This window comes from Glutamicibacter uratoxydans (assembly GCF_050753455.1).
Lineage (GTDB): Bacteria > Actinomycetota > Actinomycetes > Actinomycetales > Micrococcaceae > Glutamicibacter > Glutamicibacter uratoxydans_A.
The window spans coordinates 940,936-965,917 of record NZ_CP192736.1 but is presented as its reverse complement, the minus strand read 5'-3'; the positions used below and the strand labels follow the sequence as shown (position 1 = coordinate 965,917).

The following is a 24,982-nucleotide window of genomic DNA, read 5'->3' as shown; positions in this document are numbered from 1 at the left end:
CCACCGACCAGTTCCGATTTCGCGGAAGATGGTAGGTGGCGGCTTAACTAGAGTGTGGAATGCTGGGCTAGTCGATCGAAGCCATCAGTTCGACCACGCGATCAAGGAACGCATCAACCTGTGACTCTTCATAACCTTCGGTTCCGACTGCGGTTCGGAATTCAACGCGGCGTACCGAGTTCACGCTCATCGGGACGTCTTTTTCAAAGTAATCGATGAGCTGGTCGCAGAGCCGGTCAACATCTTCGACGTTGTAACTGGCCGCATTGCTGCGTGAGGGGCGGCGGAATCGTTCACCGTGTGCCCGGTGCAGTCGGCCGCGCAGGATGGCGGCTAGTCGGCCCACCTGCTGCAACCAGACTTCTTCGCCTTGGTGTGCGATCAGGTCATCGCGTTCTCGCTTGGCAAAGACGTCTTCCAAGCGGTCCAGGGCACCATCGACTTCACGGGCTGCATAGCCGCCCTTTTGCGGGGCGAAAGTGGTGCGACGAACAAGGTGGCTGGTCACCACGGCTTCGTCCGTTCCGGCCCCGTTGAAGGTTTCCCGTGCACGGTTTAAGAAGGCGTCAACCTGCTTCATGTTGTACCCAAACTCCTGCTCGGAGACTTGGGTAAACGGAGTGTCTGGTTGCTGCGACACGACTCATCCTTCGTTGTACTGCGTTAGGTCTGGTGGCGGAGCTGTGCACCGGCCACCGGCAATATTCTATGTTCTGTTTAGGGGTATTCCCGGCTTCGGCGCACCCAGCGGGCGACTAGCTCAGCGAAGCGCTCCAGGTCATCAGGTGGCTGACGAGATACACCAGTGGGATTGCGAAGAGTACCGAATCCAGCCGGTCCATCACCCCACCGTGACCAGGCAACAGGTTGCTCATGTCCTTGATCCCCAGTTCACGTTTGACCATGGATTCGGACAGATCCCCCGTGGTTGCCGCGATCACCGTAAAGACCGCCAGAATGGATCCGGCCCACCACGGCATGTCCAGCACATAGTGTGCGGCCAGCACGCCAATGACGATGGCGCCGGCCACCGAACCGGCGAACCCTTCCCAAGACTTCTTGGGCGAAATTTTTGGTGCCATTGGGTGCTTGCCGAAGAGCACCCCGACGATGTACCCGAAGGTATCGTTGGCAACCACCAAGAGTAACGCGGTGGCAATCAGCCAAGTACCATTTTCATCGGCCAGCAAGAGAATCGCGAAGCTCAGTAGCAGCGGGATCCAGCTGATGATGAAGATCGAGGCCATGATCGAGGGGGCGGCGTTCTTCAGGCCTTCAAGAATGCGGCTGAGGACGATCACCAGCAGGGAGCCGGCATAAGCGAACCCGAGAGCTTCAAGCCCCCCAAAGTAAGCGGCTCCCGGAAGCAGCAGCGCGGCAAAGTACAGTGGCAGCACCGGCACGTGCACCCGGGCCTGACTAGTAGCCCGGGCCACTTCCCAGCTTCCCAGGGCGGCAAGCAGTACCACCATTGCCAGCAGCGCCAACGGGAACCAGAACAGGCCCACGAGCACCGCGCCAAGCATCAGTAGCCCGACGCTGATGGCGGCGGGCAGGTTGCGCCCGGCTTTAGAAGGTTTCGCTGCCTCGGCCTGCTGCGCTACTTGGCGCAGCTGGCGACGAGTCAGCGGCGGGGTCTCGGCCTGTGCGGCGGCCGCGGCGGGCTTACCCGTCTCGGCCGCCGGCTCTGGCAAGTCAGACATTAGACGTCCAGCAGCTCGGCTTCTTTACGCTTGACCAAATCATCGATGGTCTCGGTAAACTTCTTGGTCTGGGCGTCCAGATCCTTTTCGCCGCGGCTGCCGTCATCCTCGCCAACTTCGCCATCCTTGACCAGCTTGTCAATGGCTTCCTTGGCCTTGCGACGGTGGTTACGGATACCGACCTTTGCGTCCTCACCCTTGGTCCGGGTGAGCTTCACGTATTCCTTACGACGCTCCTCGGTCAGCACCGGCAGGGTCACCCGAATGGTCTTTCCGTCGTTCGATGGGTTTGCACCCACCTCGGAATCGCCTAGTGCCTTTTCGATTTCACGCAAGGCAGTGACATCGTAAGGGGTGATCAGGATGGTGCGTGCTTCGGGCACCGCGAAGGAGGCCAGCTGCTGCAGCGGGGTTGGCGAACCGTAGTAGTCAACCATGACCTTGGAATACATTCCTGGGTGGGCACGGCCGGTGCGGATATTCGCGAAATCTTCCTTGGCGGCCTCGATGGTGCGTTCCATTTTCTCGGCGGCTTCCGCCAGAATTTCGTCAATCACCGGTACTCCTTTAAGTATTTATCTGGCCCAGAGTCCGTGTAAGCAGACACACGAACCAGACTCTGGGCAGTTCAAACTAGTTCAATCCTATGCCACGAAGAGCGCTAGGGTGTGACGGTGGTGCCGATACGTTCGCCACGAATCGCGCGTGCCACATTGCCCGCGCCTTCCATCCCGAAGACCAACATGTTCAGGTTGTTGTCCTGGCACATGGTCATTGCGGTCTGATCCATGACACGGATGTTGCGCACCAACGCGTCATTGTAGGTCAGGGTTTCCAGCTTCTGCGCGGTTGGATCCTTCTTCGGGTCAGCGGTGTATACCCCGTCCACCCCACTCTTGGCCATCAAGACTTCATCGGCAGCGACTTCGAGGGCACGCTGCGCGGCCACGGTGTCGGTGGAGAAGTACGGCAGGCCGGCACCCGCACCAAAAATCACCACACGATCCTTTTCCATGTGACGGATGGCACGGCGCGGAATGTAGTTCTCGGCAACCTGAGCCATGGCGATAGCCGACTGGACGCGGGTCTCGACCCCGCACTGCTCCAGAAAATCCTGCAATGCCAGACAGTTCATGACGGTTCCCAGCATCCCCATGTAATCTGCACGGGAACGGTCCATACCGGCCGCAGAAAGTTCGGCACCACGGAAGAAGTTACCGCCACCGACCACGATCGCGGTTTCAACTTCTCCGACGGTCTGGGCAATTTGCTCGGCTACGCCACGCACGGTGGTGGGATCCACGCCGACGTTCCCGCCGCCGAAGACTTCCCCGGAGAGCTTCAGTAGGACGCGACGACGCTTGGGAGTTTCGCTATTGACCATCGGTGTCTGGCTCCTGAACTTAAAAATGCTTGCGACTGCTCTAAAAAATACCCTGTTGACAGGGCGTAGGAAAAGGGAGGCGAGACACCGAGTGTGCTCGGTGCTCACCTCCCTTCTGTTCTCCTACCGCCTCAAGAAGGCGGTGTGTGCTAGCTGCGGGTTAGTGCTTAGGCACCAACGCGGAAGCGTGCGAACGCAACTGGCTTGGTGCCAGCTTCTTCGAAGACCGAACCAACGGACTTCTTGGCATCCTTAGCAAATGCCTGGTCAACCAGAACAATCTCCTTGAAGAAGCCGGTCAGACGGCCTTCAACGATCTTGGTCAGGGCAGCTTCTGGCTTGCCTTCGGCGCGTGCGGTCTCGTCGGCAATACGACGCTCGTCCTCAACCTTTTCCGCTGGAACATCTTCGCGGGACAGGTAGGTTGGAGCCATTGCGGCGGTGTGTACGGCCACATCGTGGGCAGCGGTAGCTGCAGCCTCAGAGTCGGCGTCAACAGCCATCAGCACGCCGACCTGTGCAGGCAAGTCCTTGCTGGTCTTGTGCAGGTAAGCAGCAACCTTGGCACCCTCAACGCGGGCAACCCGGCGAACAACAACCTTTTCGCCCAGGATAGCGCCCTCTTCGATGACGATGTCGCCAACGGTTTTGCCGTCAACTTCGTAGGCCAGCAGGGTTTCTGCGTCGGCTGCTGCGGAAGCCACAGCTGCCTCCAGAACCTTGTTAGCCAGCTCGATGAACTTATCGTTCTTCGCAACGAAGTCGGTTTCGCAGTTGATCTCGATCATGACGCCAGCGGTGCCATCAACCTTGGCCGCAACCAGGCCTTCTGCAGTCGAACGGCCTTCGCGCTTGGTCGCGCCCTTCAGGCCCTTGATGCGGATGATCTCGATGGCCTTCTCGGCGTCGCCGTTAGCCTCGTCGAGAGCCTTCTTCACATCCATCATGCCGGCGCCGGTGCGCTCGCGCAGTGCCTTGATGTCAGCAGCGGTGTAGTTTGCCACGTGCGTTCCCCATTCACTAGGAGGTTTCAAGTTTATTTCGCTCGTGGGACGGGTCGGAATTCCGGCCCGTCCCACGAGAGGGTCTGGAGTTACGCCCTACGGCAACATAGCACCGTGAGGCAAACTCCATAAGTCATTTGGGTGACTACTCGGCAGCTGGCTTCTCAGCAGCTTCCTCAGCCTTAGCGGCCTCTTCCTTGGCACCCTTTTCCAGCAGTTCGCGCTCCCACTCAGCCATTGGCTCAGCTGCACCCTCGGTCTTGCCTGCGGCCTTGTTGTTCTTGGCGATGAGGCCTTCGGCCACAGCGTCAGCAACAACGCGGGTCAGCAGGTTGACGGAGCGGATTGCGTCGTCGTTGCCTGGGATTGGGTAGGTCACTTCGTCTGGATCGCAGTTGGTGTCCAAGATGGCCACCACTGGGATGCCCAGCTTCTGAGCTTCGTCGATAGCCAAGTGTTCCTTCTTGGTGTCAACGATCCAGATAGCCGAAGGGGTACGGGTCAGGTTGCGGATACCACCGAGGTTGTTCTGCAGCTTGGTCAGCTCGCGCTTGAGCAGCAGCAGTTCCTTCTTGGTGTGGCCCGAACCGGCAACATCGTCGAAGTTGATCTCTTCCAGTTCCTTCATGCGCGAAACGCGCTTGGAGACGGTCTGGAAGTTGGTCAGCATACCGCCGAGCCAGCGGTGGTTCACATATGGCTGACCAACGCGGGTAGCCTGCTCGGCGATGGCTTCCTGAGCCTGCTTCTTGGTACCGACGAACAGTACCGAGCCACCGTGGGCTACGGTCTGCTTGACGAAGTCGTAGGCGCGGTCGATGAACGACAACGACTGCTGCAGGTCAATGATGTAGATGCCGTTGCGCTCGGTGAAGATGAAACGCTTCATCTTTGGGTTCCAGCGACGGGTCTGGTGGCCGAAGTGGACGCCGCTGTCAAGCAGCTCTCGCATGGTTACGACTGGCATGTCGCAACTCCTTTCAGCAGTGGCGGACCGGACGCGTGCGCGCCCGCGGTAACTGCCCTTGTTGTTGTGGTTAATTGCAGGTAACCCTGGTGGCTACCGGCCCTAGTGCGAAGTACTAAACCTGCAAGCAGGCTTAAGCAAACCCCACCGATTTCTCGGACCATTGGGGTCAGGACACAAAATGAATCGTGCTACTTCACACGCGAAGTCAATTCCGTTACATGCCAGGCATTTTGGGCACACCTGACACACGAAACCGCTTTGTCCAGTGTACTACACCGCGTCGAACCGGATCGACGCGCTATCCGAGGTATAAACGTGTTTCCGCTTACCCACAATTGGCACCGCACCGCACTGCAGACTTTCCACCTCAGAGGCATGGTTGAGCCATGAAAAAACGAACTCTGATGCACCTCGTAGCGCTCTTACCCTTACTTGCGGTGCTGTTGGCACTCTCACCCCAACAGGCGAGCACCGCTCCGGCGCGCATCGTTCCGGGGTTTAGCAGTCAATGGCAGTGGCCGTTAGCCGGAGATATCGCGGTGCTCCGTCCCTTTGACGGCCCACCCCAGAATTGGTTGCCCGGTCACCGCGGCGTCGACTTGGCAGCCAGCGAGGGCCGCAGTGTCTTGGCGCCTCAGGACGGGGTCGTAAGTTTTCGTGGTCAGGTGGTGGACCGTCAGGTTCTCGTGATCGATCATGGCCACGGGTTTAAGTCCAGCTTTGAACCGGTTAGCAGTGACTTAGCCGTGGGGCAACGGGTGGCAGCCCGTGAGCTAATTGCCGAAGTGTCCATCGGGGCTCACTGCAGCTTGCGTTGTGTGCACTGGGGTGTTCGGCTCCATGGCCAGTACATTGACCCCGCCTTACTGATCGAGGATCTTCGCCCTTCGGTGCTTTTGCCGCTCGGTTGAGCTGTGCGGACTGTATGCGGTAGTTCTCAGTTACGCTCCGTCGTGGACTTTGCGCATACGTTTGGCTAGCTTTTTCATCCCATCGGCCGGATAAATGGGGTCCGGCCACCGCGGAGTCAGACTATCACCGAGGGTCACGCCACGAATTCTGCGACCAAACATCGGCAGCACCCATTGCCGAGCCCATTCGGCGTCTCGGCGCATGGCTTGTACCGGCCCCACCCGCAACGCTTCACCAAAGGGTTCAAAAGTTAGTTGGTGTCGGGCTCCGAGAATCTCCAGAATCTGGATGGCCATGTATCGATGTCCGGCACGGTTCATATGTAACTTATCGATGTCCCACATCCGGCGATCTGCGTATTCTCCCCAACGCCAGTAGTCCACCAGTGTTACGCTCTGCGGATATTCGCGTGCCAGCTCCCTGACGCGTTCGTTAAAACGCCAGTTGCGTCGCTTCATTGGGGCTAACAATGGGTGCACGGGGATATCGAATCCGGTGAACAATAAAATCTGCGAACCAGACTCGGCCAGACACCGCACCGCGCGCGAGTAGTCTGCGAGAACCTGATCCATATCTTTCCGGAATTCCATGATGTCGTTTCCCCCGGCGTAGAAACTGATCACATCCGGTTTCAAGGCAAGGGCCGGCTCAATCTGCTCGGAAACAATCCGATCCAAACGCCGGCTCCGAATGGCTAGATTGGCGTAGCGCCACCCAGGATCATCCTTAGAAAGTTGCTTTGCGACCCGGTCAGCCCATCCTCGCACCCCGTTGGGAAGCCGAGGCTCCCAGTCCCCCACCCCTTCCGTAAAGGAGTCACCGATTGCAACGAAGAGCCGATCCATTTCTCTACGTTAAATTCAGGCAATGAAGGCAAAGCAACCTCAAAGCTAAATTTCGGTGAAGACAGTATTGGCGAGCCTTACCATTAGGAAAACAACTTCAGGCACTAAGCCAGACTTCTAGGATTAACGAAATATCGCCCAGCAACCTTTTTACAGGTCACCGAGCGATATTTTGTAGTAGGGCGTGCGGGACTTGAACCCGCGACCAAGGGATTATGAGTCCCCTGCTCTAACCAACTGAGCTAACGCCCCCCATGTGCCAAGGATCCACCACAACTTCTCCAAGCACACTTGAAATATTCTAGAGCATGAACACTCAGAACAATGAAACGCCCCATGCCATGTCGCGTTCGTGATCAGTGAATCACTGGGGTCTTACGACGATAAATATCTTCGAAAGCCTGCATAGTTTTTTCCTGCGCATGATTCAACACTTTGTGGTGACCCGCTTTCCCCATCCGCTCACGTTCCATTTGCGGCAGGGACAGGACCCGATCCAGTTTCTCTGCCAGATCGACACGATTTCCTGGTTCAAACATGTACCCGTTCACGCCCTCATCAACGAGGTGTGGCAGCGCCAACGCATTGGCTAGCACCACGGGTTTGGAGGCCGAGAGAGCCTCTAAGGTCACTAAAGATTGCAATTCGGCGGTGCCGGGCTGACAGAACAAGTCGCAACGCAGGTACGCTTCACGCAATTCGGCGTCACTGATATGACCGAAGAATTTCACGCGATCAGTTAGGCCTTGTGCTTTAGCTAATTGTTCGAGCTTGACTCGTTGTTCGCCGCCTCCGACAATTTCTAGCACCGCGTTGGGAACCTTGGTCATCATGCCAAGCGCTTCGATGAGCTCGTTAACGTTCTTCTCAACGGCAAGCCGCCCAACAAAGAGGATGGTCGGTTCTGCGTTACGTTTGACACTTTCGTTTTCGGCCAACTCGTAATTGCCTACCTCGATGCCGTTTGACAGCGGCTGGACATGATTCAATCCGGCACGTTCTTCCATAGCTTTAGCAGCCAACGGGGTGGGGGTAGTGATTAGCTCAGCCCGATTGAAGACCCTGCCCATGTCCCACCACGAGAAGCGGAAGTAGAGATCATTGAACCACTGTGGAAACGGCAAGAATGGGTTGAGGTTCTCCGGCATCAGGTGATTAGTCGCGACGGTTCGGATGCCGCGGCGTTTCCCATAGGTCAGCGCCGCACGACCGATCATGTAATGACTCTGCGCGTGAATCGCATCGGGCTGGATGTCTTTGAGCAAGCGATAGATCTCCCGATTGATCTTGAGCGGAAGAGTTAAGCGGAAGTACTCATGAGTCGGCACGGCGTAAGACTCCAACCGATGCACGATAGCTTCTGGACGCACCTCAGTATAAGTTTTGCCTTTATTTCCACGCGTAGCTAGAACGTGTACACGGTGCCCCCGGGCATGCATCGCACTGGCTAAGCGATAGCAGAAGGTCGCGGCCCCATTAATATCCGGCGGGTAGGTGTCTGCGGCAATGACGATGGTCAGTGCTTGCTCCTGAGGCACGGGCGCTTCCTTGTTCTCTGTTGAAAAGTTGCTTGCAATTCTCGATACTGTCATCAGTGTTCTCGGTTTCCCCCAGCCGATTTTCTCGCTTTGCGTTTGAGCACATCTGGATGATGCTTCGAAAGTGCAACGACACCGACAATCGCAAGGACCCCGGCGACACCCATCAGCATACCCATCACCGGCGGAACCTGTGGTCGGAGCTCATTGAGAATGCTAATGCCAATAGCTATGCCAATAATTGGGTCAATAACAGTTAGCCCAGCAATCACCAGATCAGGTGGACCCTTAGAGTAAGCGTTTTGCACGAAGTACGAGCCCAGCAAACCGGCTATGGCGACGTAGAGTACGGCCAGCCACGGCAGATCTAAGAGCCCGGCGGTTCCTTCGAGGTTCATCAACGCAATAGCAATTGTTCGGACCAGAACCGCCACGAATCCGAAAAGTACACCGGCACCGACGATGTAGAAGAAGGGACCGAACTTGTGTCGTCCCAGCCACCCGAAGATCGCAAAAATGATGACTACCACCGTCAGAATCATTTCAATGATCAGTGTTTGATGCGGGGTCGCTTCGCTATTTGGGTTGGTGACGTTGATGGCCATGAGAACGAACGCAATTGAACCGATCATGCAGGCCGTGATGGCTAGAATCGTAGCGGTGTTCATCTTCAGATGATGCGTGCGGGCCGTGACTATGGTGGTAATTACCAAGGCGATGGCACCGATTGGTTGAACTACCGTAAGCGGTGCGCTGGCCAAAGCGTAGATGTTTAGAAGGGTTCCGGCCCCCAGCATCAGCAGTCCGATAACCCAGCGTCTGCTACGCAATAAGGTCTTCAGATTTCCTAGACTTACGTTGCTGTCCAACCCCTGTTCGCGCACTGCGGCTGACTGCCAGTGCGCGCCAAAGGCCAGACCCACAGCACCGCAGAGTGCGGCGGCAACGGCAATCCAGACCAAAACTGCGGTTCTCCTTGAGTAGCGCCCAGTCCGAGGTTTTCACTTCGGCGGCTTCCAGAGTGGGAGGCACTATGCGTGAACTAGTGCCGTGAATGAAATTCCTCTTAGGAACCTGCTCCCAAGGGGAACTTGGTCTAAGACTTGCGTAGGACCTTGCGTAGAACTCCGAGGACCAGCAACGCACCGGCTGACATCAGAGCAACAGGCCGGATTTTCTCGATTCGTTCTTGACTTGCTCGTTGCGCCTCGGTCAGCTCTTCGTCAGGGTTGGCTGAAGGCATCACGAAACCACGGGCCTTAGCGGCCATCTCGCTGACGCTTGATCCCGCTTGGTCGGCTAACCGACGGGCGCGATCAATTTTTCCTTTTGGGCCGCGAACACTCGCCTCCAAGTTATCGCGAAGTGCCTGAATCTGACGACGGCGGCGCTTGGTACGCAGGATAAGTTCATCAGCGCTCGGAGCAGGTGGTTTAGGCTCCTTGTTCTGCTCTTCGGAGTCCTCGTCTTCAGACTTCGGCTTCCGCGGCTGATCCAAGGTCGACTCGTCGAACTGGCTGCCTTCCTTAAGCACACCGATATCGTGGCGGATCCCGCGGATTGCAGCGTCAGGAGTCAGTGGTAGCGCCTTCTTGATCTTGCTATACCCAACCAGAGCCAAGACGAGAACAATCAATAGGAAGAAACCGGCGACAATGAGTCCTGCGGCCCAACCTGGCATCCACAGCGAAAGTACATTCACCAAGGTCACCACGATAGCTATCACGAAAAGCAAGAGTACGACCAGGGCCGCGGCGGCTAAACCGGCTGCAACGCCGAGTCGGATGCCTTTGCTCTTCAGGAGCGTAGTCGCCAGTTTGATCTCGTCGGAGATCTGCTGTGGAACAAGCTCCTTGAGACCTTCCACCTGTTCCTTGGCGTTCTTCAGACTCATTTTCAAGCTTTCGTCCGTCTGCGTCGAATCATCTTCAGACATGGTTTCTCCAGTTTCTCGATCGCTCAGCGTCCGGTAGTTCCAAACTAACACCCCGGACATTGCTTTCGGCTCAGCCTCAAGGAGTAAACCCACGGTATGAGTTTTCCTTCAAGCTGCTGTAGGCATCATCGATTTGCAAGTCTATCCCCTTAAGCACGGCTCTTTTTAGTCGAAAAGCCCAAGTCACCCAAACTGATTACCCCTCAGTATGGCGTAACGGGTCGAACCTCCGCTTCGCTCTCACCTCATCGCTAGCCGTTTCAGCTAATGGTCCACTAATATTCGTTCACCGTTCAGCCGTGGGACGGCACCTTTCAAATACTTTTCTCGATGGTTCTAGCGCCGTGCCCTGTCTAATTCCCGTTACCGTTGGAAGATGCCAAAGGGCCACGGTTCCGTTCGATTCGGATCCGTGGCCCTTATGCTCTTGTCGATATACCGCTGTCAGACAGCTTCCCTACTGGAAGGTCTACTTGGCGGCCCAGATTCCTGCGTCGTCAGTGAACGACAAGGTCTCGGTAACCCGTACCTTTGCGTCGGTCACGGCTTCTGCTGGCAGATCAAAGACCACTTGGAAGCTTCCTGAACCACCAGTGGTGAGCGTAGGTAGGTCGAAGGCAGAGTTTTCGACGATGGCATCGGTGGTGGAGCTACTGTAAATCCGTGCGTCCGAGCCCATCAGCTCAATCATTAGATCGATCCACGCGTCGCCTTCTTCATTGCCGTTGTAGGTGACTTCCAGTTCCACTAGGACATACTGTCCGTTTGCACTCTCGTTGAACGGATTGGCTGCTTCGATCTCTGCTGCGGCTTCCAGATTTACTGAAGTGACACTGACGGCGTATTCGCCAATATCGATGCTATCCCCCATATTCAAGACCATCGATTCGTCACTTGCCTGTGTGATTTCACTCTCCGAGGCCTCGCTCTGTCCATCGACGCCCTCCTCGATGGCTTCAACAACCTCATCGATGGCGGCGACGTAGGCTGCCTGAGTAACGAACACCAAAACAATCGCAACTACCGCAATGATGCTGGAGGCAACGCCCATCCCTTTACTGCCATTGCGTTTAGCGGCAATAACGAGAGAAATGATTCCCAAGATCAGTGCCACGAATCCCAAGACTGCGGCGAAGTTGTTGATGATTGGAACCCAGCACAAACATAGAGCAAGGATGGCGATGACCAGCGCGGCGATCCCCAGACCTTTCCCTGCGCTGGTCTTTGCGGCTGGTGTTGCGGTTATCTGGCCAGGGTCAATCGGACTCTGAATGCTCATGAATTTTCCTCGAGTGCTTGAGACGCCAAGTTAGCGCCGGAGTGATGTTCAATGTCTCCCCAAAAGAAACACTGAAAGGATCAACTGTTCGATCCGTCACCCATCCTGCCAATGGCACCCGACAGTTTAGAGGTCAGCGCAGATTATCCGACCCAAAGCACCGTTCACTCGAAATGCCAAAAGCCCCGAACTATTAGATATAGTTCGAGGCTTTTGCTCTGAGCTCCTCCAACTGGACTTGAACCAGTAACCCTTCGTTTATCCGTTCGAGGATATTCCTTTACGCCCAAGTCAGAACGATGTCATTGATCCATTCCTGTACTGGATGATCTGGACCACCAGTTCCACTCCGATTAGCGCACACTAAGGCAATCCCATGAGCAACAACCCACTCATTTGTGCATTAAACGCCGCCGCAGCCGATCTGAAGGCCGAGCGCTACGCTGAGACCGACCCCTACGAACTTGCGCTGGCACTCCAAAGACTGGCGACCGAGGTGGCGTACCACCTGGACCAGCTCAAGATCCTGAACCCGGATGCGATCGACAACTACCGCAAGCATCAGGACGTTGGCATTCCCCAGTACATCCCTTCCAGCGCCCGAGTGCTCCTGACCGGAACACTGCAGGTCTTCATCGATTCGATGCCCTGCCAGGAATCGGCTTAACCCTTGCAGCCGAACTGTCGGGGAGGCCTGATAGACAAGACCCAACGCAAGCAACAGCACCAGTTGAACTGGAGAGCATCATGTACCTCGCGCTCGGACTTCTCGTCAGTATTGTCATGCTCGTACTCTTCGTCATTTTCAACCCGATGCGCGTGATGATGAACCTGGCCATCCTGGCCGCCTTCATCGCTGGGGCGTTCGGTTGGTTCGGGCTTCTCGTCGTCGGGGCCGGAACCTACGCCAACAACTACCTGCTCTGGGCGGCAGGTGGAACCATCGGTTTCATCGGACTCCTGGTCCTCAAAGCGCGCATGTTCGCTGAATAGAACCCACCGTGCGCAACTCGGCCCCAGCAAGCAAATAGCACTTTCAAGGCTTGTCCACAAGCAGCAATCTACGTGTTCGAGTTTCGCCGATCTTCGGTCACAATCGAGGCATGGAAAAGATCAATCTCAACTCTTACAAGGACTGGTTAGATACATTCCTCGCACCAACTAGTGTGAAAAACCGGCACTACTACGCGAGGCGTTTTGTGGCTTGGCTTGAAAATCAGGGCGTCCACACGCCATGGGATGCTGCCACAACTCATGTCAGTCAGTTCATTATTCACGGCGGCAAAGCCCCATCAACGAAGAAGAACATCCGCGACGGGCTCACTTGCCTCTACAGGTGGGGCATCAGCACCGGACAAACGACCAATGACCCCGTCAAAGCCATCCCACGTATTCGGGTACCAGCTCATCAGCCTCGCCCGACGCACCCGGACTTTATCGACAAGGCGTTCAGAAGCTGCAAGCACTTCAACGACGTCACCATGATCGTCTTGGCCCTCTATGCAGGATTGCGCTGCAAAGAAATAGCGTCGCTGCATTCCAACGATATTTACGACGGTCAGATCCGAGTCCAAGGCAAAGGCAGCCGCGTCCGTTATGTCCCAGTGCACGCGATGCTCGAAGTCTTGATCCCGCATATCCCGGCGGGATGGGTGTTTCCCTCCGGAAGGAACCCCACCGGACACTACCTACCTGCGTCCATCAGTCAACGCCTCGGCGATCTACTGGGCCCAGAAGGTCCCGGCGGGCACAGCCTGCGGCACCACTTCGCGACAGAACTCTATTCTCGTACCCATGATTTGATCCTCATCCAGGAACTACTCGGACACGCGTCCATCGCGACCACCCGTATCTATACCCGCGGCGACAGCTCAAGGCTAGCCCCTGCCGTTCGGGCACTACCACGACGCGACGCTGTCACTGAGGCCACCCGGCGCGCCCTAAGCAATCTCAAAAAGGCCAGCTAACCAGCCCCCGGTGTCGCACATCGACACCTGTCGCGACAACACCAGCGATACGAACGACCATCCGACAACACGCGCTGCACCCCTGACCTTGCTCGCCCTGCGACATGCGCCAATCAATGCTGATGAAGATTCCTGTGTACGACACACGACAAGGGAGTCAGGATCATGGCCATCGCGACAAGGTACAAGATCAAGTTCACCTGTGGACACACCGAAATCAAGGACCTCGGCACCACACCACCTGGCAAACGCGTATCCAAAGCACGGTGGATGGGCGACACCTACACCTGCACGACATGTTTCAAGGCAGCCGACCGGAAAGACCTGGACAAACTCAACGCGGACACCCTGGCCGACGCCGAAGTGTTCGGCCAGCACCACGACCTGCCAGACCTTGAAGGCAGCGACAAGCAACTACCCTGGGCCACCCGGGTGCGATACCAGCTGCTGACCGACGGCCTGGACGACATCGGACACGACAGCCCGGAAGCCCAAGAACTCATCACTGCCGCGCGCACCATCACCCGGTGTGGATGGTGGATCGACTACAAAGACGCCGACCCCGACGAAGTGTTCGAGGTCGTCACCACCGGGGCCATCAAAGCCAAGGAACAGGCACAAAACCATGTCGCATCCGAAAACCCCTTCTAAGGACAACATCATGAACATCACCGTCTACGGACAAGACGACTGCGCCTACTGCGACGAACTGATGAAGTACTACCAACGCCGCGGCATCCCCACCCAGTACGTGAACCTCTCCAACCCGCAGAACGCCGACATTCTCCAACGGCTCAAGGACCAAGGTTTCGGCAGCACCCCCATCGTCGAGACCAGCAACAACGCCTGGTGCGGCCGCCGCAAGGACCTGGAAGTGAAATCCGTGCTCGACTACCGGACCGAAGAACTCCAACGGCTCGAACAACAACAGCGTGCGCTCACCGCCCAGCACCAACGCGAACTGCACTAGATCAACCACACTCACAAGAGCACAGGGCCGGCTGTACTCGCACAGCCGGCCCTATCTTGCGCACCGGCCCACTTGTGCACAGGCCCAACGGTTGACATACATACACACTCCCCCGTCGGATTCAACACCGAAACCACAACTATCCGCTGCCAAGTGAAGGGCACACACCATGAGCACCGTCTACACCCTGACGTTGAACCCCACTGCCTACCAGCTCGAAACACCCGACGGCACCTCAATCAACGCTGAAAACATGGGCCAGATCGAGAAGATCCTGCGCAGCTACCAGCGCAACAACCCGAACGAAACCCTCCACCTGATCATGGACCGCACCGCCGATGCCCCCTGGACCATCAACGAATTCACCGTCACATTCGACGAACAGCACGTCATATTTGAACCAATTTCCACCAAGATCGACCCACAACAACGCCGCCAGGCAGTCACTCTCAGCCTGACCGGATACGCCTTCCCCAACGGTGGAAGCTTCACCACCTTCGACCAAGCCATCAATGCCGGCCACCAGCTCGCCGCCCGCAACACATCGAACGGACACCCACCTACCCTCCATCTTGTTTCGGACTTCCCGGCACTGAATGGGATGACCATCCCGGCCCTTACACTCGGTGAACAGCCAATCCCAACCGTGCAAGGCACCCCTTCCCGGTCCGAAGCCGAGAACGGCCTCAACATGAGCATCAATGGACTCGTCAGCCACAGGCCGGGCAGCAACCCAAACAATCCCCTCACAAACGATGGGCACGCTGCCGAACACAATGAAGAGCACGAACCGTCAACCGACGCCACGGCACCGGAGCCAATCCAACCGCTCTCTACCTTGACGGACTCGGTCGAGGAACAAGGACGCACACCAGCCAAGGCACCAGCCGAGTCAACGCCATTGGCGAGCAACACGCAGGCGAAGAATGCGGCCGCGACCTTCGCCACCCGCATGGAGAACCGCAAAACCGCCGCCGCACCCGCCCGAGAAGGATGGCGCGGCACCATAAACCGCAACTTCAAAACAACACTTGGCCCCGGCACCCACGAGCAAAAACTCCGCAACTACCGAGCCGGCGTCCAGAAATCCTTGAGCGCACACCGAACCCTGGCCATGGCCAACATCAAAGGAGGAGCCGCGAAAAGCACCTCCGTCTACCTGCTCGGCGCAGTCCTGGGACGCTTCCGTGGAGGAAACATCCTCTACTGGGACAACAACGAAAACGCCGGAAACATCGTCGACCGAGCCATCGTCCCGAAAGAACGCGAGGTCAAAGCCGCCGTCGACCTCTACCAAGACATCGACCAATTCGAGAACGCCGAACTATCCCACCTACTAAAACGCTACGTCCTCATGCAAGGAGACAACCGCTTCTACCTGCTGCCCTCCCAGAACGAAGCAGGAACCAAGCAAGTCATCGATGGTGCGGCCTTCGACCGGATGTACGGAATCCTGCGCCGATTCTACGACCTCATGCTCGTCGACACCGGCAACGCCTCCAACTCCGGCCCCTGGGAAGCAAGCATCAAGGCCAGCGATGCAGTCATCATCGCCTCCGCCAACGCCGAAGACGGCTTCCGCGGCTCCCTGAAAACCATCGACGCACTGGAAGGGCAAGGCTACCAAAAGAAACTGGCCAACGCGGTCGTGGTGTTCTCCGAAAAGATCGAACCCCGGTACGCGAAACGACGCACCAAAGAATTCGTGCAAGAACTACGCAGTTATGTCCGCGACGTCGTGGTCATCCCCTTCGACAAAGCACTCATCCACGGAGGAAAAATCGAATTCGAAGCCCTACAACCCAAAACCCAAGAAGCCTACCTCCAAGCGGCCGCAGCCATCGTCACCGGACTACGCTAATGACCACGTCAGTTACCCCAGAGAACTGTGACACTCCCACCGTCGTGTACGGCGGCCAGCCCATACCGCCATTGAGTCGGGGTTTCTGATGCGGCGACTATTCAGCACCCTCGCCACTCTCCTGGCTGCCTGCATCGCCGTGATCCTGGGCCTCGCCGTCGTCGCTGCATTACTCTTTACCACCCGACCAGGTGACAAGGCCGATACCGATGAGGGGCAGCCGGACCTGATCTCCTGCTCCCCCGGAGCCGGAGCCGGAAACATCCCCGAAGAATACCGCGAACTCGTATTCGCGGCTGCACGCACCGCGGAAGTCGACCCGTCCATCATCGCAGCGCAAATCGACTCCGAATCCTCCTGGAATCCCACAGCCGTTTCACCGAAAGGCGCCAAGGGCATCGCACAATTTCTTGATGACACCTGGGCTGAACAGGGCGAAGGCGGCGACGTGATGAACCCCAATGACGCTATCCCTGCCCTCGGCCGGTACATGAAATGGATCAAAACCTACCTCAGCAACAACGGCTTCCGTGAAGCGGACAACATGCTCGAACTCACCCTGGCCGGATACAACGCCGGAATCGGCAACGTCACCCACGCTGGCGGAATCCCCAACAACGCAGAAACCAGGAACTACATCAAAAAAATCCCAGCCCTGGCGCAAACCAAATACAAAGACGCATGCCTGCCCCTGAACCAGGATGACATTGAGTTCGTCCGCTCAAGGAAATGGTCCAGCCCACTACCCGGAGGAAGACTCACCTCCGGGTACGGCCCACGGCCCTGCCCGACCAGGAACTGCAACTACGACACCCTGAACCACCAAGGCATCGACCTCTCCACCGGCGGCGGCGCCAAAGTTCTTGCTCCCGCCGACATGGAAGTGACCTACACCAGCAACAACGACTACTGGGCCAGATGGTACGGCACCTGGATCCTTGGGCAACAGATGGGCGGCGAACAGTTCGTGTTCGAGTTTCACCATTGCGAGCACGGCTCATTGAAAGTAACTGTGGGGCAGAAAGTCAGCGCAGGCACACCACTCTGTATCGAAGGGAACACCGGTAATTCCAGTGGGGCTCATCTGCACTTCCAGATCGGCAAACCCGGCACAGACCCTACCCAACCAACCCGTCGCAACACCCTCGACCCGCGACCCATCCTCATCGCCAAGAAAGTGCTCTAACCGTGGAAACCCACAAATCACTAGTCACATCCCGGATCACCATCACCGTGCTGGCAATCATGGGCCTCATCATGGCCGCTGGTGCAGCCTGGGCACTCTTTGGTGCATTCATCCCAGCGGAGAGCGGCAGCACCGAATCTAAAGCAACCACTGAAATCAGCGAGTTGGCGTTCGATCCCCTGTCCTACGCAATCGACGTATCCGGTGTAGACCGCACCAATCGCAACGCTGTAGCCCAACACTTCACGGAAATCGCCACAACCTGGTACCCAGCCCGCGACCATTCCCGCACCGACGCCGAACTACGCGCCACCGGACTCATGAGCGAAGACAAGGCTCAAACACTGATTCTGCCCGAACGCCCAGCCACCGGAGACGATTGGACTCTCTGGGGCAAACGAAACGGCTACAGCATCCCCAACGTAGACGTCCGAGAGCCCCTACACCGCGCAGAATCCGATAACCCCGACAACGAATTCGTGAACGTAGAAGTCACCGTCACATACCGTTGGAAAGCCAAAGGTTTCGACTCACAGTTCGTCGCCGAAGAACGGGTTTTCTACCTGGCCATGCGCGAAGACCCAGACCTCGGCTGGGAAGTCACAGACTACCTCTACGACGTACTACTCATACCTGGCCATCATCGCTGATCAGGAAGACCGGCTACCGACCACTATCGTCAGTCAGAGCGAGCCTTCGTACTGGGTGCAAGTGTTGCCTGACCTAGAACCCTAGGACTACACCGGGCGGCAAAATGCTACCACGTTAATCGTGGAAGTGTCACCGATGCGCGATGTGGTGAGGCAGTTACCGACCCTTCAGGCATGTTCCCCCTTCATCAATAAGTACACCGCGGCACAAAGTACTTGACCTCAAAACTATCAGTGAACTTTCATGGAGATGGCTAATGGACGGAAAAACGAAGAAAGCGCTTACTCATTGGCCAGGGCATCAGTTTGGGCTTGCTTTCTCGCGCGCTCTTGGAGTCCCGCGGCCAGAAGTACTTCGACGAGTAGTGCGGGACCCTGCATGTCCATGAGCGCGGTGATTGCTTGCTGGTGTCCTTCCCCGGCGGTGTAGATGAGCTCTTCGATGGTTTCAGGCAGGGTGGGGGAAGTATTGAAATCACCTGGGCCGTTCGCGATGGCTTCGCGTTGGATCTGTTCATGGTTTTCCGCGTGGCGCATGATCGATTCAACAGCACTGACCTGGTCCTTGTCACTGATACCGGTGCCTTCGAAGATCTTGTTGATCTGCTCGATCAGCTCCCCGAAGGTGCCGGTGGTTTTCTCCCGGGGTGTCGAAGAACCTGCACCGGTGACGCCTTTCAGGCCGCCGCCTTGTCCCGGGGTCAGGGTCAGCGCCTGGGTTTCTTGTTTCTTCAGCGCGTAGTGGGTGAGGACCACATCTGAGAGGTCCACCCGATTGCCGGTCGCGCTGGTTCGCAGGGCCTTGGACAGCAGTTTGAGATAGATCGCGAGTTTCTCGATGCGGGTGTTGCCGTAGTCGATGATCTGCGAGAAGAAATCGTAGGACTTGTTAAACGCTCCTGCGGTCTTGCGGAAGTCGTCGAGCAGCTCCAACTCCAGGGTATTACCGGTGAAGGTGGCTTGCTTGTACCGGTCGTGGAAGACATCGATGGCCGGCTGCAGATGTGAGTACAGGCCGTTGTGGTTGCGTTGGGCCACCCATTTCTCGGCGAGCAGATCCACGTCGCGGTCGTTGTAGAGCCTGGTCGCGTCCAGTTTCATGATCATGTCGTGGATGAGATCCGGGTTGGACGCTTCCTGGATGGTGGCTTCTCCGTAGTAGTCCTGGAACGCGGCGAGGATGGTTCCGGGATCGTTAACGAAGTCCAGGACGAAGGTTTGGTCCTTGCCGGGGATGACCCGGTTAAGTCGTGAGAGGGTCTGCACGGCGGCGATGCCGGTGAGTTTCTTATCCACGTACATGCCGACCAGCAGGGGCTGGTCGAACCCGGTCTGGAATTTGTTGGCCACCAGCATGATTTGGTATTCGTCGGTGGCGAAGGCCTTGGCCAGTCCGCGGCCCTTGAGCCCGGGATTCATGGTGTGTTCGGTGAACGGGTCCGGCCCGGAAACCGGGTCGGAGACTTCACCCGAGAACGCCACCAGTGCCGCCAGGTCGGTGTCATACCCCTTAGTACGCAGGTAGTCATCGATCGCGATCTTGTAGCGGACGGCTTCCTTACGCGAGGAGGTCACGACCATGGCCTTGGCTCGCCCCGCCAGATGGTGGGCAACGTTCTCACGGAAATGCTCCACGATGATCTGCACCTTTTGGGCAATATTGTAAGGGTGCAGACGCACCCACTGCATCAGCGCCTTCGACCCCTGATCGCGGTCGACCTCCACGCTAGAGGCTTCTTCGTTGGCGTGCGCGATGCGCGCAGCCATCTCATAGGTGGTGTAGTTCTGCAAGACATCAAGGATGAATCCTTCCTCGATGGCCTGCTTCATCGGGTACAGGTCAAAGACCTGAGGTTCACCGTTCTCGTCTTCGCGGCCGAACAGTTCGATCGTTTTGGCCTTGGGTGTGGCGGTAAACGCGAAGAACGAGAGGTTGCCGGTCGCGCCGGCACGGGCCGCCATTTCCGCTGCCAACAGGTCTTCGGTGCTGTAGTCCTCGTCCTCCTCCAGATGCAGGGAGGTGAGGACCTTTTTCAGGGCCTTGGCCGCGTCACCTGCTTGGGAGGAGTGCGCTTCATCGGCGATGATCGCGTACGTGCGGTCTGCGAGTCCTTGGTTGGCGCGGATCTCTTCCATCGCGTGCGGGAAGGTCTGGAGGGTCACGCCGATGATTTGCCGGCCCTTGAGCAGCGCGTCGGCCAGCTGCTTGGATTTGGAGCCTTCGGAGCCATGGGTGATCGGGGCGAAGACACCGGCCACGGTTTCGAGTTGTTCGATGGCTTTTTGCAGCTGCCCGTCAAGCACGGTCCGGTCGCTGATGACGATGACTCCGTCGAAGACCTTGGACCCGTCCTCGCGATGCAGGGCCGCGAGCCGGTAAGCAGTCCAGGCGATGGAATCGGTTTTTCCGGACCCGGCCGAGTGCTGGATGAGGTAGTTGTGTCCGGGGCCTTCGACCAGTGCGGCATCGGCTAGAGCGTTGACGGCCCGCCATTGGTGGTAGCGGGGGAACCGTGTGGCGGTGGTGAAGGATTTCTTGCCGGTGATCGGGTCGGTGTGCTCGGAGAACCGGTAGTGGATGAACTTGCCCAGCACGGTCAGCCACGCGTCCGGGTCGAGCAGTTCCTCCCAGAAGTAGGCGGTGGGTGAGGTGCCTTCATGTTCGGGGTTGCCCGCGCCCTTGTTGTTGCCGGTGTTGAAAGGCAGGAACCGGGTGACGGTTCCTTCGAGTCTGGTGGTCATGTGCACTTCACGGTTGGACACCACGAAGTGCACCAGCGCGCCGCGGCCGAAGGTCAGCAGGGGTTCGTGCTTGGGGTTGCGATCGTGCCGGTATTGGGCGAGTGCTGTTTGTGCGTCCTGAGTGAGGTCGGTTTTCAGTTCGGCGGTGGCCACGGGGATCCCGTTAAGGAAGAACACCAGGTCCAGGGACTTATTGCTGGTGGTGGAGTAGTGCACCTGCCGCATAACGCGTAACCGGTTTTTGCCGTAGCGCTCTTGGGTAACGGGGTTCAGGCTGTCGGCGGGCTTGGATTGAAACATCCGCAACATGGCGGGGGTCACCCCGACAGGCTTCTTCAAGACGTTCAGGGTACCACCACCCTTAACCGGATCGGTACCCATCACCGTGACCAGGCGGTCCAGGATACGGAGTTTGGCCTTGACCAGCATCGTCGGATTTAACCTGGGCTTCAGGACCTTGGCCAGTTCGTCCGGGGCGGTGTCTTCGAGCCACGCGAACACGTCCTCTGGGAAGAGCGCCCGTTCCTTGTCATAGCCCGCATCGGTGGGGGAATAGAGCCACCCGTGGGCGGTGAGGTGCTCACAGATGCTGTTCTCGAACTCGATCTCGTTATGCAACGCCAACAGACTGCTCCTGGGTAGGGGTGGGTTCGGTGGTGAGTCCGCGGACATCAATCTTCCCCGTTACTGCAGCACTGATCACCGCAGCACGGCGTTCCTTGGACAACGCGATTGCCTCACGGGCATCCGTGATCGCCGCGTCAATCTCTGCGGTCTCCCGGTCGAGGTAAGCTGCAATTTCCTGTTGTTCCTTAAGCGGTGGGAGAGGGACTCTAATATTTGAAAGATCCCGGGGGTTAATTCGTGGAGTCCGCACGGTTCCTTGCTCCTCGGAACCGATTCCTCTAAGTCTGCTTGACATTTCAGCGATAAATCGGTGGGACTTCATGAGGTAGCTGAGATAACTGCTGTTTGCATTCTTGCGGATGCGCATGACCATGTAATCGGGACTGACTACTCCATGGTTTTTTGATTCGCCAAGGCCGCCTTGGAAAGCCCTCATGCGGTTCAAGACAATATCGCCCGGCATGACGATCTTGTAGTTTTTAAGGGTCTCCGACTTCGGTTCTTTATCGTGCAGCTCGCTCCATGGCAATACACCGGAATGAATTGAAACTGACAAGAGTTCTGCTGGACTTGCGCTTTCTACTCGATCATCAGATTCAGAAAAAGCTTGTCCAACACGTACGAGCGGCGCGTGGTTCGAGTCGTCGGGTGACGTCTTATAAGGAAACGTTTTAGCGCTGATGGTTGCTGTACGGCGCTCTTCCAGCAACGTGATGAGTTCTTCCTGGTCCGCGATGAAAGCATCAATCTCAGAAGTCTCGCGGTCGAGGTAGTCAGCGATGGAGTGTTGTTCATTTTGCTCGGGTACTGGAAGTTTCACATTGACGAGGTCTGTTGCATTGATGGCTGGGTAACTAATACCGACGGAGCGTGCAATGATCTCGCCGATGGAATGTTCTGCGAGCAACCCATACGCCAAGAACCGAGCGTCGCAATTCCTGGGTCGTAATACAGCGAATCCCGTGGAAGCAATCGTGTTGCAGGGGATGGAACGCGCGCCTGCAATAGCACGGAGATAGGTGCGCACAGTCGATACCAAAACATCGCCTTCGCGAACTACACGTCGAGCCCTCGAAGCTGCATTGGCAAACTTGATTGGTTCACTGAATGTGATTCCCTCGGTGTGACTCACATCGGAAATCTCAACGTAGTGAAACTGGTAGTCAGGGTCGGTAGTTTCGGGGAGAACTTCGTCGTTGAAAGAGCAAAGAACCTTGATCGCGGCTATGCGCCAGCCGACAGGTATCTCTCCCAACCATTTGACTCCGCTTTCCTTGTATTCGGGGTAGGGCTCCATGCTCATGCCTTGACCTGTTCGAGGCGTGAGCGGATGCGGCCGAGAACTGCGTCGAGGTCCGCGTCGATCTCTTCCAGGGGACGCGGTGGGACGTACCGGTAGAAGTGGCGGGTGAAGGGGATTTCGCAGCCTTCCTTGGTTTTGTCTTCGTCGATCCAGGCATCGGGGACGAAGGGCTTCACTTCGCGTTGGACATAGGCGTGGATGTCTTCAGTCCAGGGGACGTTTTCGGTGTCGCGCAGGTCGGAATCCGGCTCGATCTTGCCTTTGGCCCCGGTGCACACATCGGCGGTGTCATCGCGTTCGGACAGCCCTGCAACGAGTGTCTTAAACTGGGGTGCACTCAATTCGACGCCGTCGATCTTGAGCTGGTTCTTCAGCATCTTCGTGAATTCGTCGCGGTTCTTCCACAGCACGGTGGCGTCCATGGACTCCAGTGCGGTACGCAGGCTGGCCATAGCTTCTGGCGCGAGCTTGCCGAAGGCCTTGGCAGCCATGGCTGCCTCTACGCGGTCGGGTGTGGTGGCGAAGTTCAGCTTGAGCGGGCGTTCGATAGTGATGGTGCGGTAGAAGAAGTCCGTGGTGTCGAAGATCTTCGACTGGTCGGTTTCCGCGAAGTCTCCGTAGAGTTTCACGATCGCTTGGATGTCTTCCGGGCCCAGTTCGTTGCGCTTTGAGCCCAGGCCCTTGCGCATCTTGCGGCACAGCTTGGACCCATCGACGAGTTGCACCTTGTTGCGGCGCTCCGGGGACTTTTCCTTCGAGAGCACCCAGATGTAGGTGCTGATGCCGGTGTTGTAGAACATGTCGGTCGGTAGGGCGATGATAGCTTCCAGATAGTCGCGTTCCATGATCCATTTGCGGATATTGGATTCGCCGGAGCCCGCGCCACCGGTGAACAGCGGGGAGCCATTCAGGACGATGGCGGCACGGCCTCCGGTGGAGCCCTGGGCCGGTTCGCGCATCTTGGAAATTAGGTGAAGTAGGAAGAGCATGGAGCCGTCGGAGACGCGGGGTAGGCCCGGGCCGAAGCGGCCGGCGAAGCCCTTTTCCGCGTGTTCTTCGCGGACGGCTTTTTCCTGCTTCTTCCAGTCCACACCGAAGGGCGGATTGGAGAGGCAGTAGTTGAACGTCGCGCCCGCGTGGCCGTCATTGACAAGTGTGTCGTCGTGCACGATGGCGTCGACCGATTGTCCCTTGATGACCATGTCTGCCTTGCAGATCGCGTAGGACTGAGGGTTCAGCTCTTGACCAGCGAGTGTCAGGCGCGCTCGGGGATTCATGTCCATGAGGCGGTCTTCGGCGACGGAGAGCATGCCGCCGGTGCCTGCGGTGGGGTCGTAAACCGACCTAACGATATCCCCATCACGCAGAGCGTGGTCATCTTCAATAAATAGAAGATCAACCATGAGTTCGATGACTTCGCGGGGGGTGAAGTGTTCGCCGGCGGTTTCGTTGGATGCTTCGGCGAATTTGCGGATGAGCTCTTCGAAGATGTGGCCCATTTGGTCGTTGGTGACCTTGTGAGGATGCAGGTTGACTTCGGCGAAGCGTTGAAGGACCAGAAGCAGCAGGTTGGCTTCTTCTAGTTCTTCGATGCGGTCTTCGATCTTGTATTTGGTGAAGATGTCGCGCACGTTCTCGGAGAACGCGTTGATGTAGGAGAGGAGGTTTTCGCGGAGATTATCCGCGTCTCCGATGAGGGTGCCCAGGTCGTAGCGGCTGGTGTTGTAGAACGAGTGCTGATGACCTGCCCTGGTCTTAAGCAGTACCGGGCGGAGGGGAAGTCCCTTGGCTTCTGCTTCCGCAACAACTTCTAGGACTTGCGGTTTGGTTTCGGCGAGGACTGCGTCGAGGCGGCGCAACACGGTGAAGGGAAGAATGAAGTCCCCGTACTGGTGTGCCTTGAAATTGCCGCGGAGGAGATCTGCGATGCCCCAGATGAAGGACGCGTGCTTGCTCATGAGAATCTGCCTTTTTCAACTACCTGTTTGACTGCAGTGGCGCTGGTCAATATCAATGTTTCACTTAAGGATTCTGCCACTTCCCACTGTTGCTTTGCTTCTCGGTGACTTCGACAGGCTGCGGAGTCGGTCGTAGCGATGTATTCG

23 protein-coding genes and 1 tRNA gene are annotated in these 24,982 nt (G+C 57.3%); 9 read left to right on the top strand and 15 right to left on the bottom strand.

Features of this window, described 5'->3' with window-relative positions; translation table 11 throughout:
• Nucleotides 1–67: 67 nt before the first annotated feature.
• From ACQQZ8_RS04460 to rpsB, 6 genes are all read right to left on the bottom strand, one after another.
• Nucleotides 68–640 (bottom strand): DivIVA domain-containing protein, encoded by a 573-nt coding sequence (locus ACQQZ8_RS04460; protein WP_431711486.1) that lies wholly within the window; start codon nucleotides 638–640, stop codon nucleotides 68–70.
• A gap of 115 nt (nucleotides 641–755) precedes the next feature.
• Entirely contained in the window at nucleotides 756–1,703 is a 948-nt protein-coding gene (locus ACQQZ8_RS04455; RefSeq protein WP_431711485.1) for a phosphatidate cytidylyltransferase, read from the bottom strand.
• On the bottom strand, nucleotides 1,703–2,224 hold the full coding sequence (frr, locus tag ACQQZ8_RS04450; RefSeq protein WP_431712134.1) for a ribosome recycling factor: 522 nt from the start codon (nucleotides 2,222–2,224) through the stop codon (nucleotides 1,703–1,705). Before frr ends, ACQQZ8_RS04455 begins: the two co-directional genes overlap by 1 nt.
• Nucleotides 2,225–2,364: 140 nt before the next feature.
• Nucleotides 2,365–3,087: a UMP kinase gene (gene pyrH / locus ACQQZ8_RS04445; protein ID WP_431711484.1), complete on the bottom strand. Its 723-nt coding sequence runs from the start codon at nucleotides 3,085–3,087 to the stop codon at nucleotides 2,365–2,367.
• A 167-nt stretch (nucleotides 3,088–3,254) separates the two neighbouring features.
• Nucleotides 3,255–4,091 (bottom strand): translation elongation factor Ts, encoded by an 837-nt coding sequence (gene tsf, locus ACQQZ8_RS04440; protein WP_431711483.1) that lies wholly within the window; start codon nucleotides 4,089–4,091, stop codon nucleotides 3,255–3,257.
• 145 nt (nucleotides 4,092–4,236) lie between these two features.
• A complete protein-coding gene (gene rpsB / locus ACQQZ8_RS04435; RefSeq protein WP_431711482.1) occupies nucleotides 4,237–5,058 on the bottom strand; it encodes a 30S ribosomal protein S2 in 822 nt (273 codons plus the stop codon).
• A gap of 389 nt (nucleotides 5,059–5,447) precedes the next feature.
• Between rpsB and ACQQZ8_RS04430 the strand changes: the two genes are divergently transcribed.
• Entirely contained in the window at nucleotides 5,448–5,972 is a 525-nt protein-coding gene (locus ACQQZ8_RS04430; RefSeq protein WP_431711481.1) for a M23 family metallopeptidase, read from the top strand.
• 30 nt (nucleotides 5,973–6,002) lie between these two features.
• Here ACQQZ8_RS04430 and ACQQZ8_RS04425 read toward each other — a convergent pair whose 3' ends face one another.
• The 6 genes from ACQQZ8_RS04425 to ACQQZ8_RS04400 form a co-directional block, all read right to left on the bottom strand.
• Entirely contained in the window at nucleotides 6,003–6,818 is an 816-nt protein-coding gene (locus ACQQZ8_RS04425; protein WP_431711480.1) for an SGNH/GDSL hydrolase family protein, read from the bottom strand.
• Nucleotides 6,819–6,996: 178 nt separating this feature from the next.
• Nucleotides 6,997–7,070: transfer RNA gene (locus ACQQZ8_RS04420), tRNA-Ile, on the bottom strand.
• Nucleotides 7,071–7,174: 104 nt separating this feature from the next.
• Nucleotides 7,175–8,356: a glycosyltransferase gene (locus ACQQZ8_RS04415; protein WP_431711479.1), complete on the bottom strand. Its 1,182-nt coding sequence runs from the start codon at nucleotides 8,354–8,356 to the stop codon at nucleotides 7,175–7,177.
• Nucleotides 8,357–8,409: 53 nt separating this feature from the next.
• Nucleotides 8,410–9,318: a DMT family transporter gene (locus tag ACQQZ8_RS04410; RefSeq protein ID WP_431711478.1), complete on the bottom strand. Its 909-nt coding sequence runs from the start codon at nucleotides 9,316–9,318 to the stop codon at nucleotides 8,410–8,412.
• A 134-nt stretch (nucleotides 9,319–9,452) separates the two neighbouring features.
• On the bottom strand, nucleotides 9,453–10,292 hold the full coding sequence (locus tag ACQQZ8_RS04405) for a phage holin family protein (RefSeq protein WP_431711477.1): 840 nt from the start codon (nucleotides 10,290–10,292) through the stop codon (nucleotides 9,453–9,455).
• A gap of 469 nt (nucleotides 10,293–10,761) precedes the next feature.
• On the bottom strand, nucleotides 10,762–11,571 hold the full coding sequence (locus ACQQZ8_RS04400) for a DUF4190 domain-containing protein (protein ID WP_431711476.1): 810 nt from the start codon (nucleotides 11,569–11,571) through the stop codon (nucleotides 10,762–10,764).
• Between the two features lie 376 nt (nucleotides 11,572–11,947).
• Here ACQQZ8_RS04400 and ACQQZ8_RS04395 point away from each other — a divergent pair, with 376 nt between their 5' ends.
• The 8 genes from ACQQZ8_RS04395 (at nucleotide 11,948) to ACQQZ8_RS04360 (ending at nucleotide 18,205) form a co-directional block, all read left to right on the top strand.
• A complete protein-coding gene (locus ACQQZ8_RS04395; RefSeq protein WP_431711475.1) occupies nucleotides 11,948–12,238 on the top strand; it encodes a hypothetical protein in 291 nt (96 codons plus the stop codon).
• Between the two features lie 80 nt (nucleotides 12,239–12,318).
• The gene (locus ACQQZ8_RS04390; RefSeq protein ID WP_431711474.1) at nucleotides 12,319–12,564 is read left to right on the top strand and encodes a hypothetical protein; all 246 of its coding nucleotides are present in this window, start codon (nucleotides 12,319–12,321) and stop codon (nucleotides 12,562–12,564) included.
• Nucleotides 12,565–12,674: 110 nt separating this feature from the next.
• Complete coding sequence (locus ACQQZ8_RS04385) at nucleotides 12,675–13,538, top strand: tyrosine-type recombinase/integrase (RefSeq protein WP_431711473.1); 864 nt, start codon at nucleotides 12,675–12,677, stop codon at nucleotides 13,536–13,538.
• 165 nt (nucleotides 13,539–13,703) lie between these two features.
• Nucleotides 13,704–14,189: a hypothetical protein gene (locus ACQQZ8_RS04380; RefSeq protein WP_431711472.1), complete on the top strand. Its 486-nt coding sequence runs from the start codon at nucleotides 13,704–13,706 to the stop codon at nucleotides 14,187–14,189.
• A 10-nt stretch (nucleotides 14,190–14,199) separates the two neighbouring features.
• Nucleotides 14,200–14,508, top strand: a complete 309-nt coding sequence (locus ACQQZ8_RS04375; RefSeq protein ID WP_431711471.1) for a glutaredoxin family protein — start codon at nucleotides 14,200–14,202, stop codon at nucleotides 14,506–14,508.
• Between the two features lie 169 nt (nucleotides 14,509–14,677).
• The gene (locus ACQQZ8_RS04370) at nucleotides 14,678–16,369 is read left to right on the top strand and encodes a MinD/ParA family ATP-binding protein (RefSeq protein ID WP_431711470.1); all 1,692 of its coding nucleotides are present in this window, start codon (nucleotides 14,678–14,680) and stop codon (nucleotides 16,367–16,369) included.
• A gap of 88 nt (nucleotides 16,370–16,457) precedes the next feature.
• Nucleotides 16,458–17,555 carry a transglycosylase SLT domain-containing protein gene (locus tag ACQQZ8_RS04365; protein WP_431711469.1) on the top strand — a complete coding sequence of 366 codons (1,098 nt, stop codon included), beginning with the start codon at nucleotides 16,458–16,460 and terminating at the stop codon, nucleotides 17,553–17,555.
• 2 nt (nucleotides 17,556–17,557) lie between these two features.
• Entirely contained in the window at nucleotides 17,558–18,205 is a 648-nt protein-coding gene (locus ACQQZ8_RS04360; protein WP_431711468.1) for a hypothetical protein, read from the top strand.
• Between the two features lie 282 nt (nucleotides 18,206–18,487).
• Here the strand turns inward: ACQQZ8_RS04360 and ACQQZ8_RS04355 are convergent, their stop codons facing one another.
• Genes ACQQZ8_RS04355 through ACQQZ8_RS04345 form a run of 3 tightly spaced genes read right to left on the bottom strand, consistent with a single transcriptional unit; the run spans nucleotide 18,488 to nucleotide 24,835 of the window.
• Nucleotides 18,488–21,571 carry a type I restriction endonuclease subunit R gene (locus tag ACQQZ8_RS04355; protein WP_431711467.1) on the bottom strand — a complete coding sequence of 1,028 codons (3,084 nt, stop codon included), beginning with the start codon at nucleotides 21,569–21,571 and terminating at the stop codon, nucleotides 18,488–18,490.
• Complete coding sequence (locus tag ACQQZ8_RS04350) at nucleotides 21,558–22,877, bottom strand: restriction endonuclease subunit S (protein ID WP_431711466.1); 1,320 nt, start codon at nucleotides 22,875–22,877, stop codon at nucleotides 21,558–21,560. The genes ACQQZ8_RS04355 and ACQQZ8_RS04350 overlap by 14 nt, the downstream gene beginning before the upstream one ends.
• On the bottom strand, nucleotides 22,874–24,835 hold the full coding sequence (locus ACQQZ8_RS04345) for a type I restriction-modification system subunit M (RefSeq protein WP_431711465.1): 1,962 nt from the start codon (nucleotides 24,833–24,835) through the stop codon (nucleotides 22,874–22,876). Before ACQQZ8_RS04345 ends, ACQQZ8_RS04350 begins: the two co-directional genes overlap by 4 nt.
• Between the last annotated feature and the right edge of the window lie 147 nt (nucleotides 24,836–24,982).

What these genes read in the sequence shown, in the direction of transcription:
- ACQQZ8_RS04455 (WP_431711485.1), bottom strand. Translation starts at nt 1,703, where the DNA reads ATGTCTGACTTGCCAGAGCCGGCGGCCGAGACGGGTAAGCCCGCCGCG.
- frr (WP_431712134.1), bottom strand. Translation starts at nt 2,224, where the DNA reads ATGGAACGCACCATCGAGGCCGCCAAGGAAGATTTCGCGAATATCCGC.
- pyrH (WP_431711484.1), bottom strand. Translation starts at nt 3,087, where the DNA reads ATGGTCAATAGCGAAACTCCCAAGCGTCGTCGCGTCCTACTGAAGCTC.
- rpsB (WP_431711482.1), bottom strand. Translation starts at nt 5,058, where the DNA reads ATGCCAGTCGTAACCATGCGAGAGCTGCTTGACAGCGGCGTCCACTTC.
- ACQQZ8_RS04430 (WP_431711481.1), top strand. Translation starts at nt 5,448, where the DNA reads ATGAAAAAACGAACTCTGATGCACCTCGTAGCGCTCTTACCCTTACTT.
- ACQQZ8_RS04425 (WP_431711480.1), bottom strand. Translation starts at nt 6,818, where the DNA reads ATGGATCGGCTCTTCGTTGCAATCGGTGACTCCTTTACGGAAGGGGTG.
- ACQQZ8_RS04405 (WP_431711477.1), bottom strand. Translation starts at nt 10,292, where the DNA reads ATGTCTGAAGATGATTCGACGCAGACGGACGAAAGCTTGAAAATGAGT.
- ACQQZ8_RS04400 (WP_431711476.1), bottom strand. Translation starts at nt 11,571, where the DNA reads ATGAGCATTCAGAGTCCGATTGACCCTGGCCAGATAACCGCAACACCA.
- ACQQZ8_RS04395 (WP_431711475.1), top strand. Translation starts at nt 11,948, where the DNA reads ATGAGCAACAACCCACTCATTTGTGCATTAAACGCCGCCGCAGCCGAT.
- ACQQZ8_RS04390 (WP_431711474.1), top strand. Translation starts at nt 12,319, where the DNA reads ATGTACCTCGCGCTCGGACTTCTCGTCAGTATTGTCATGCTCGTACTC.
- ACQQZ8_RS04385 (WP_431711473.1), top strand. Translation starts at nt 12,675, where the DNA reads ATGGAAAAGATCAATCTCAACTCTTACAAGGACTGGTTAGATACATTC.
- ACQQZ8_RS04380 (WP_431711472.1), top strand. Translation starts at nt 13,704, where the DNA reads ATGGCCATCGCGACAAGGTACAAGATCAAGTTCACCTGTGGACACACC.
- ACQQZ8_RS04375 (WP_431711471.1), top strand. Translation starts at nt 14,200, where the DNA reads ATGAACATCACCGTCTACGGACAAGACGACTGCGCCTACTGCGACGAA.
- ACQQZ8_RS04370 (WP_431711470.1), top strand. Translation starts at nt 14,678, where the DNA reads ATGAGCACCGTCTACACCCTGACGTTGAACCCCACTGCCTACCAGCTC.
- ACQQZ8_RS04365 (WP_431711469.1), top strand. Translation starts at nt 16,458, where the DNA reads ATGCGGCGACTATTCAGCACCCTCGCCACTCTCCTGGCTGCCTGCATC.
- ACQQZ8_RS04350 (WP_431711466.1), bottom strand. Translation starts at nt 22,877, where the DNA reads ATGAGCATGGAGCCCTACCCCGAATACAAGGAAAGCGGAGTCAAATGG.
- ACQQZ8_RS04345 (WP_431711465.1), bottom strand. Translation starts at nt 24,835, where the DNA reads ATGAGCAAGCACGCGTCCTTCATCTGGGGCATCGCAGATCTCCTCCGC.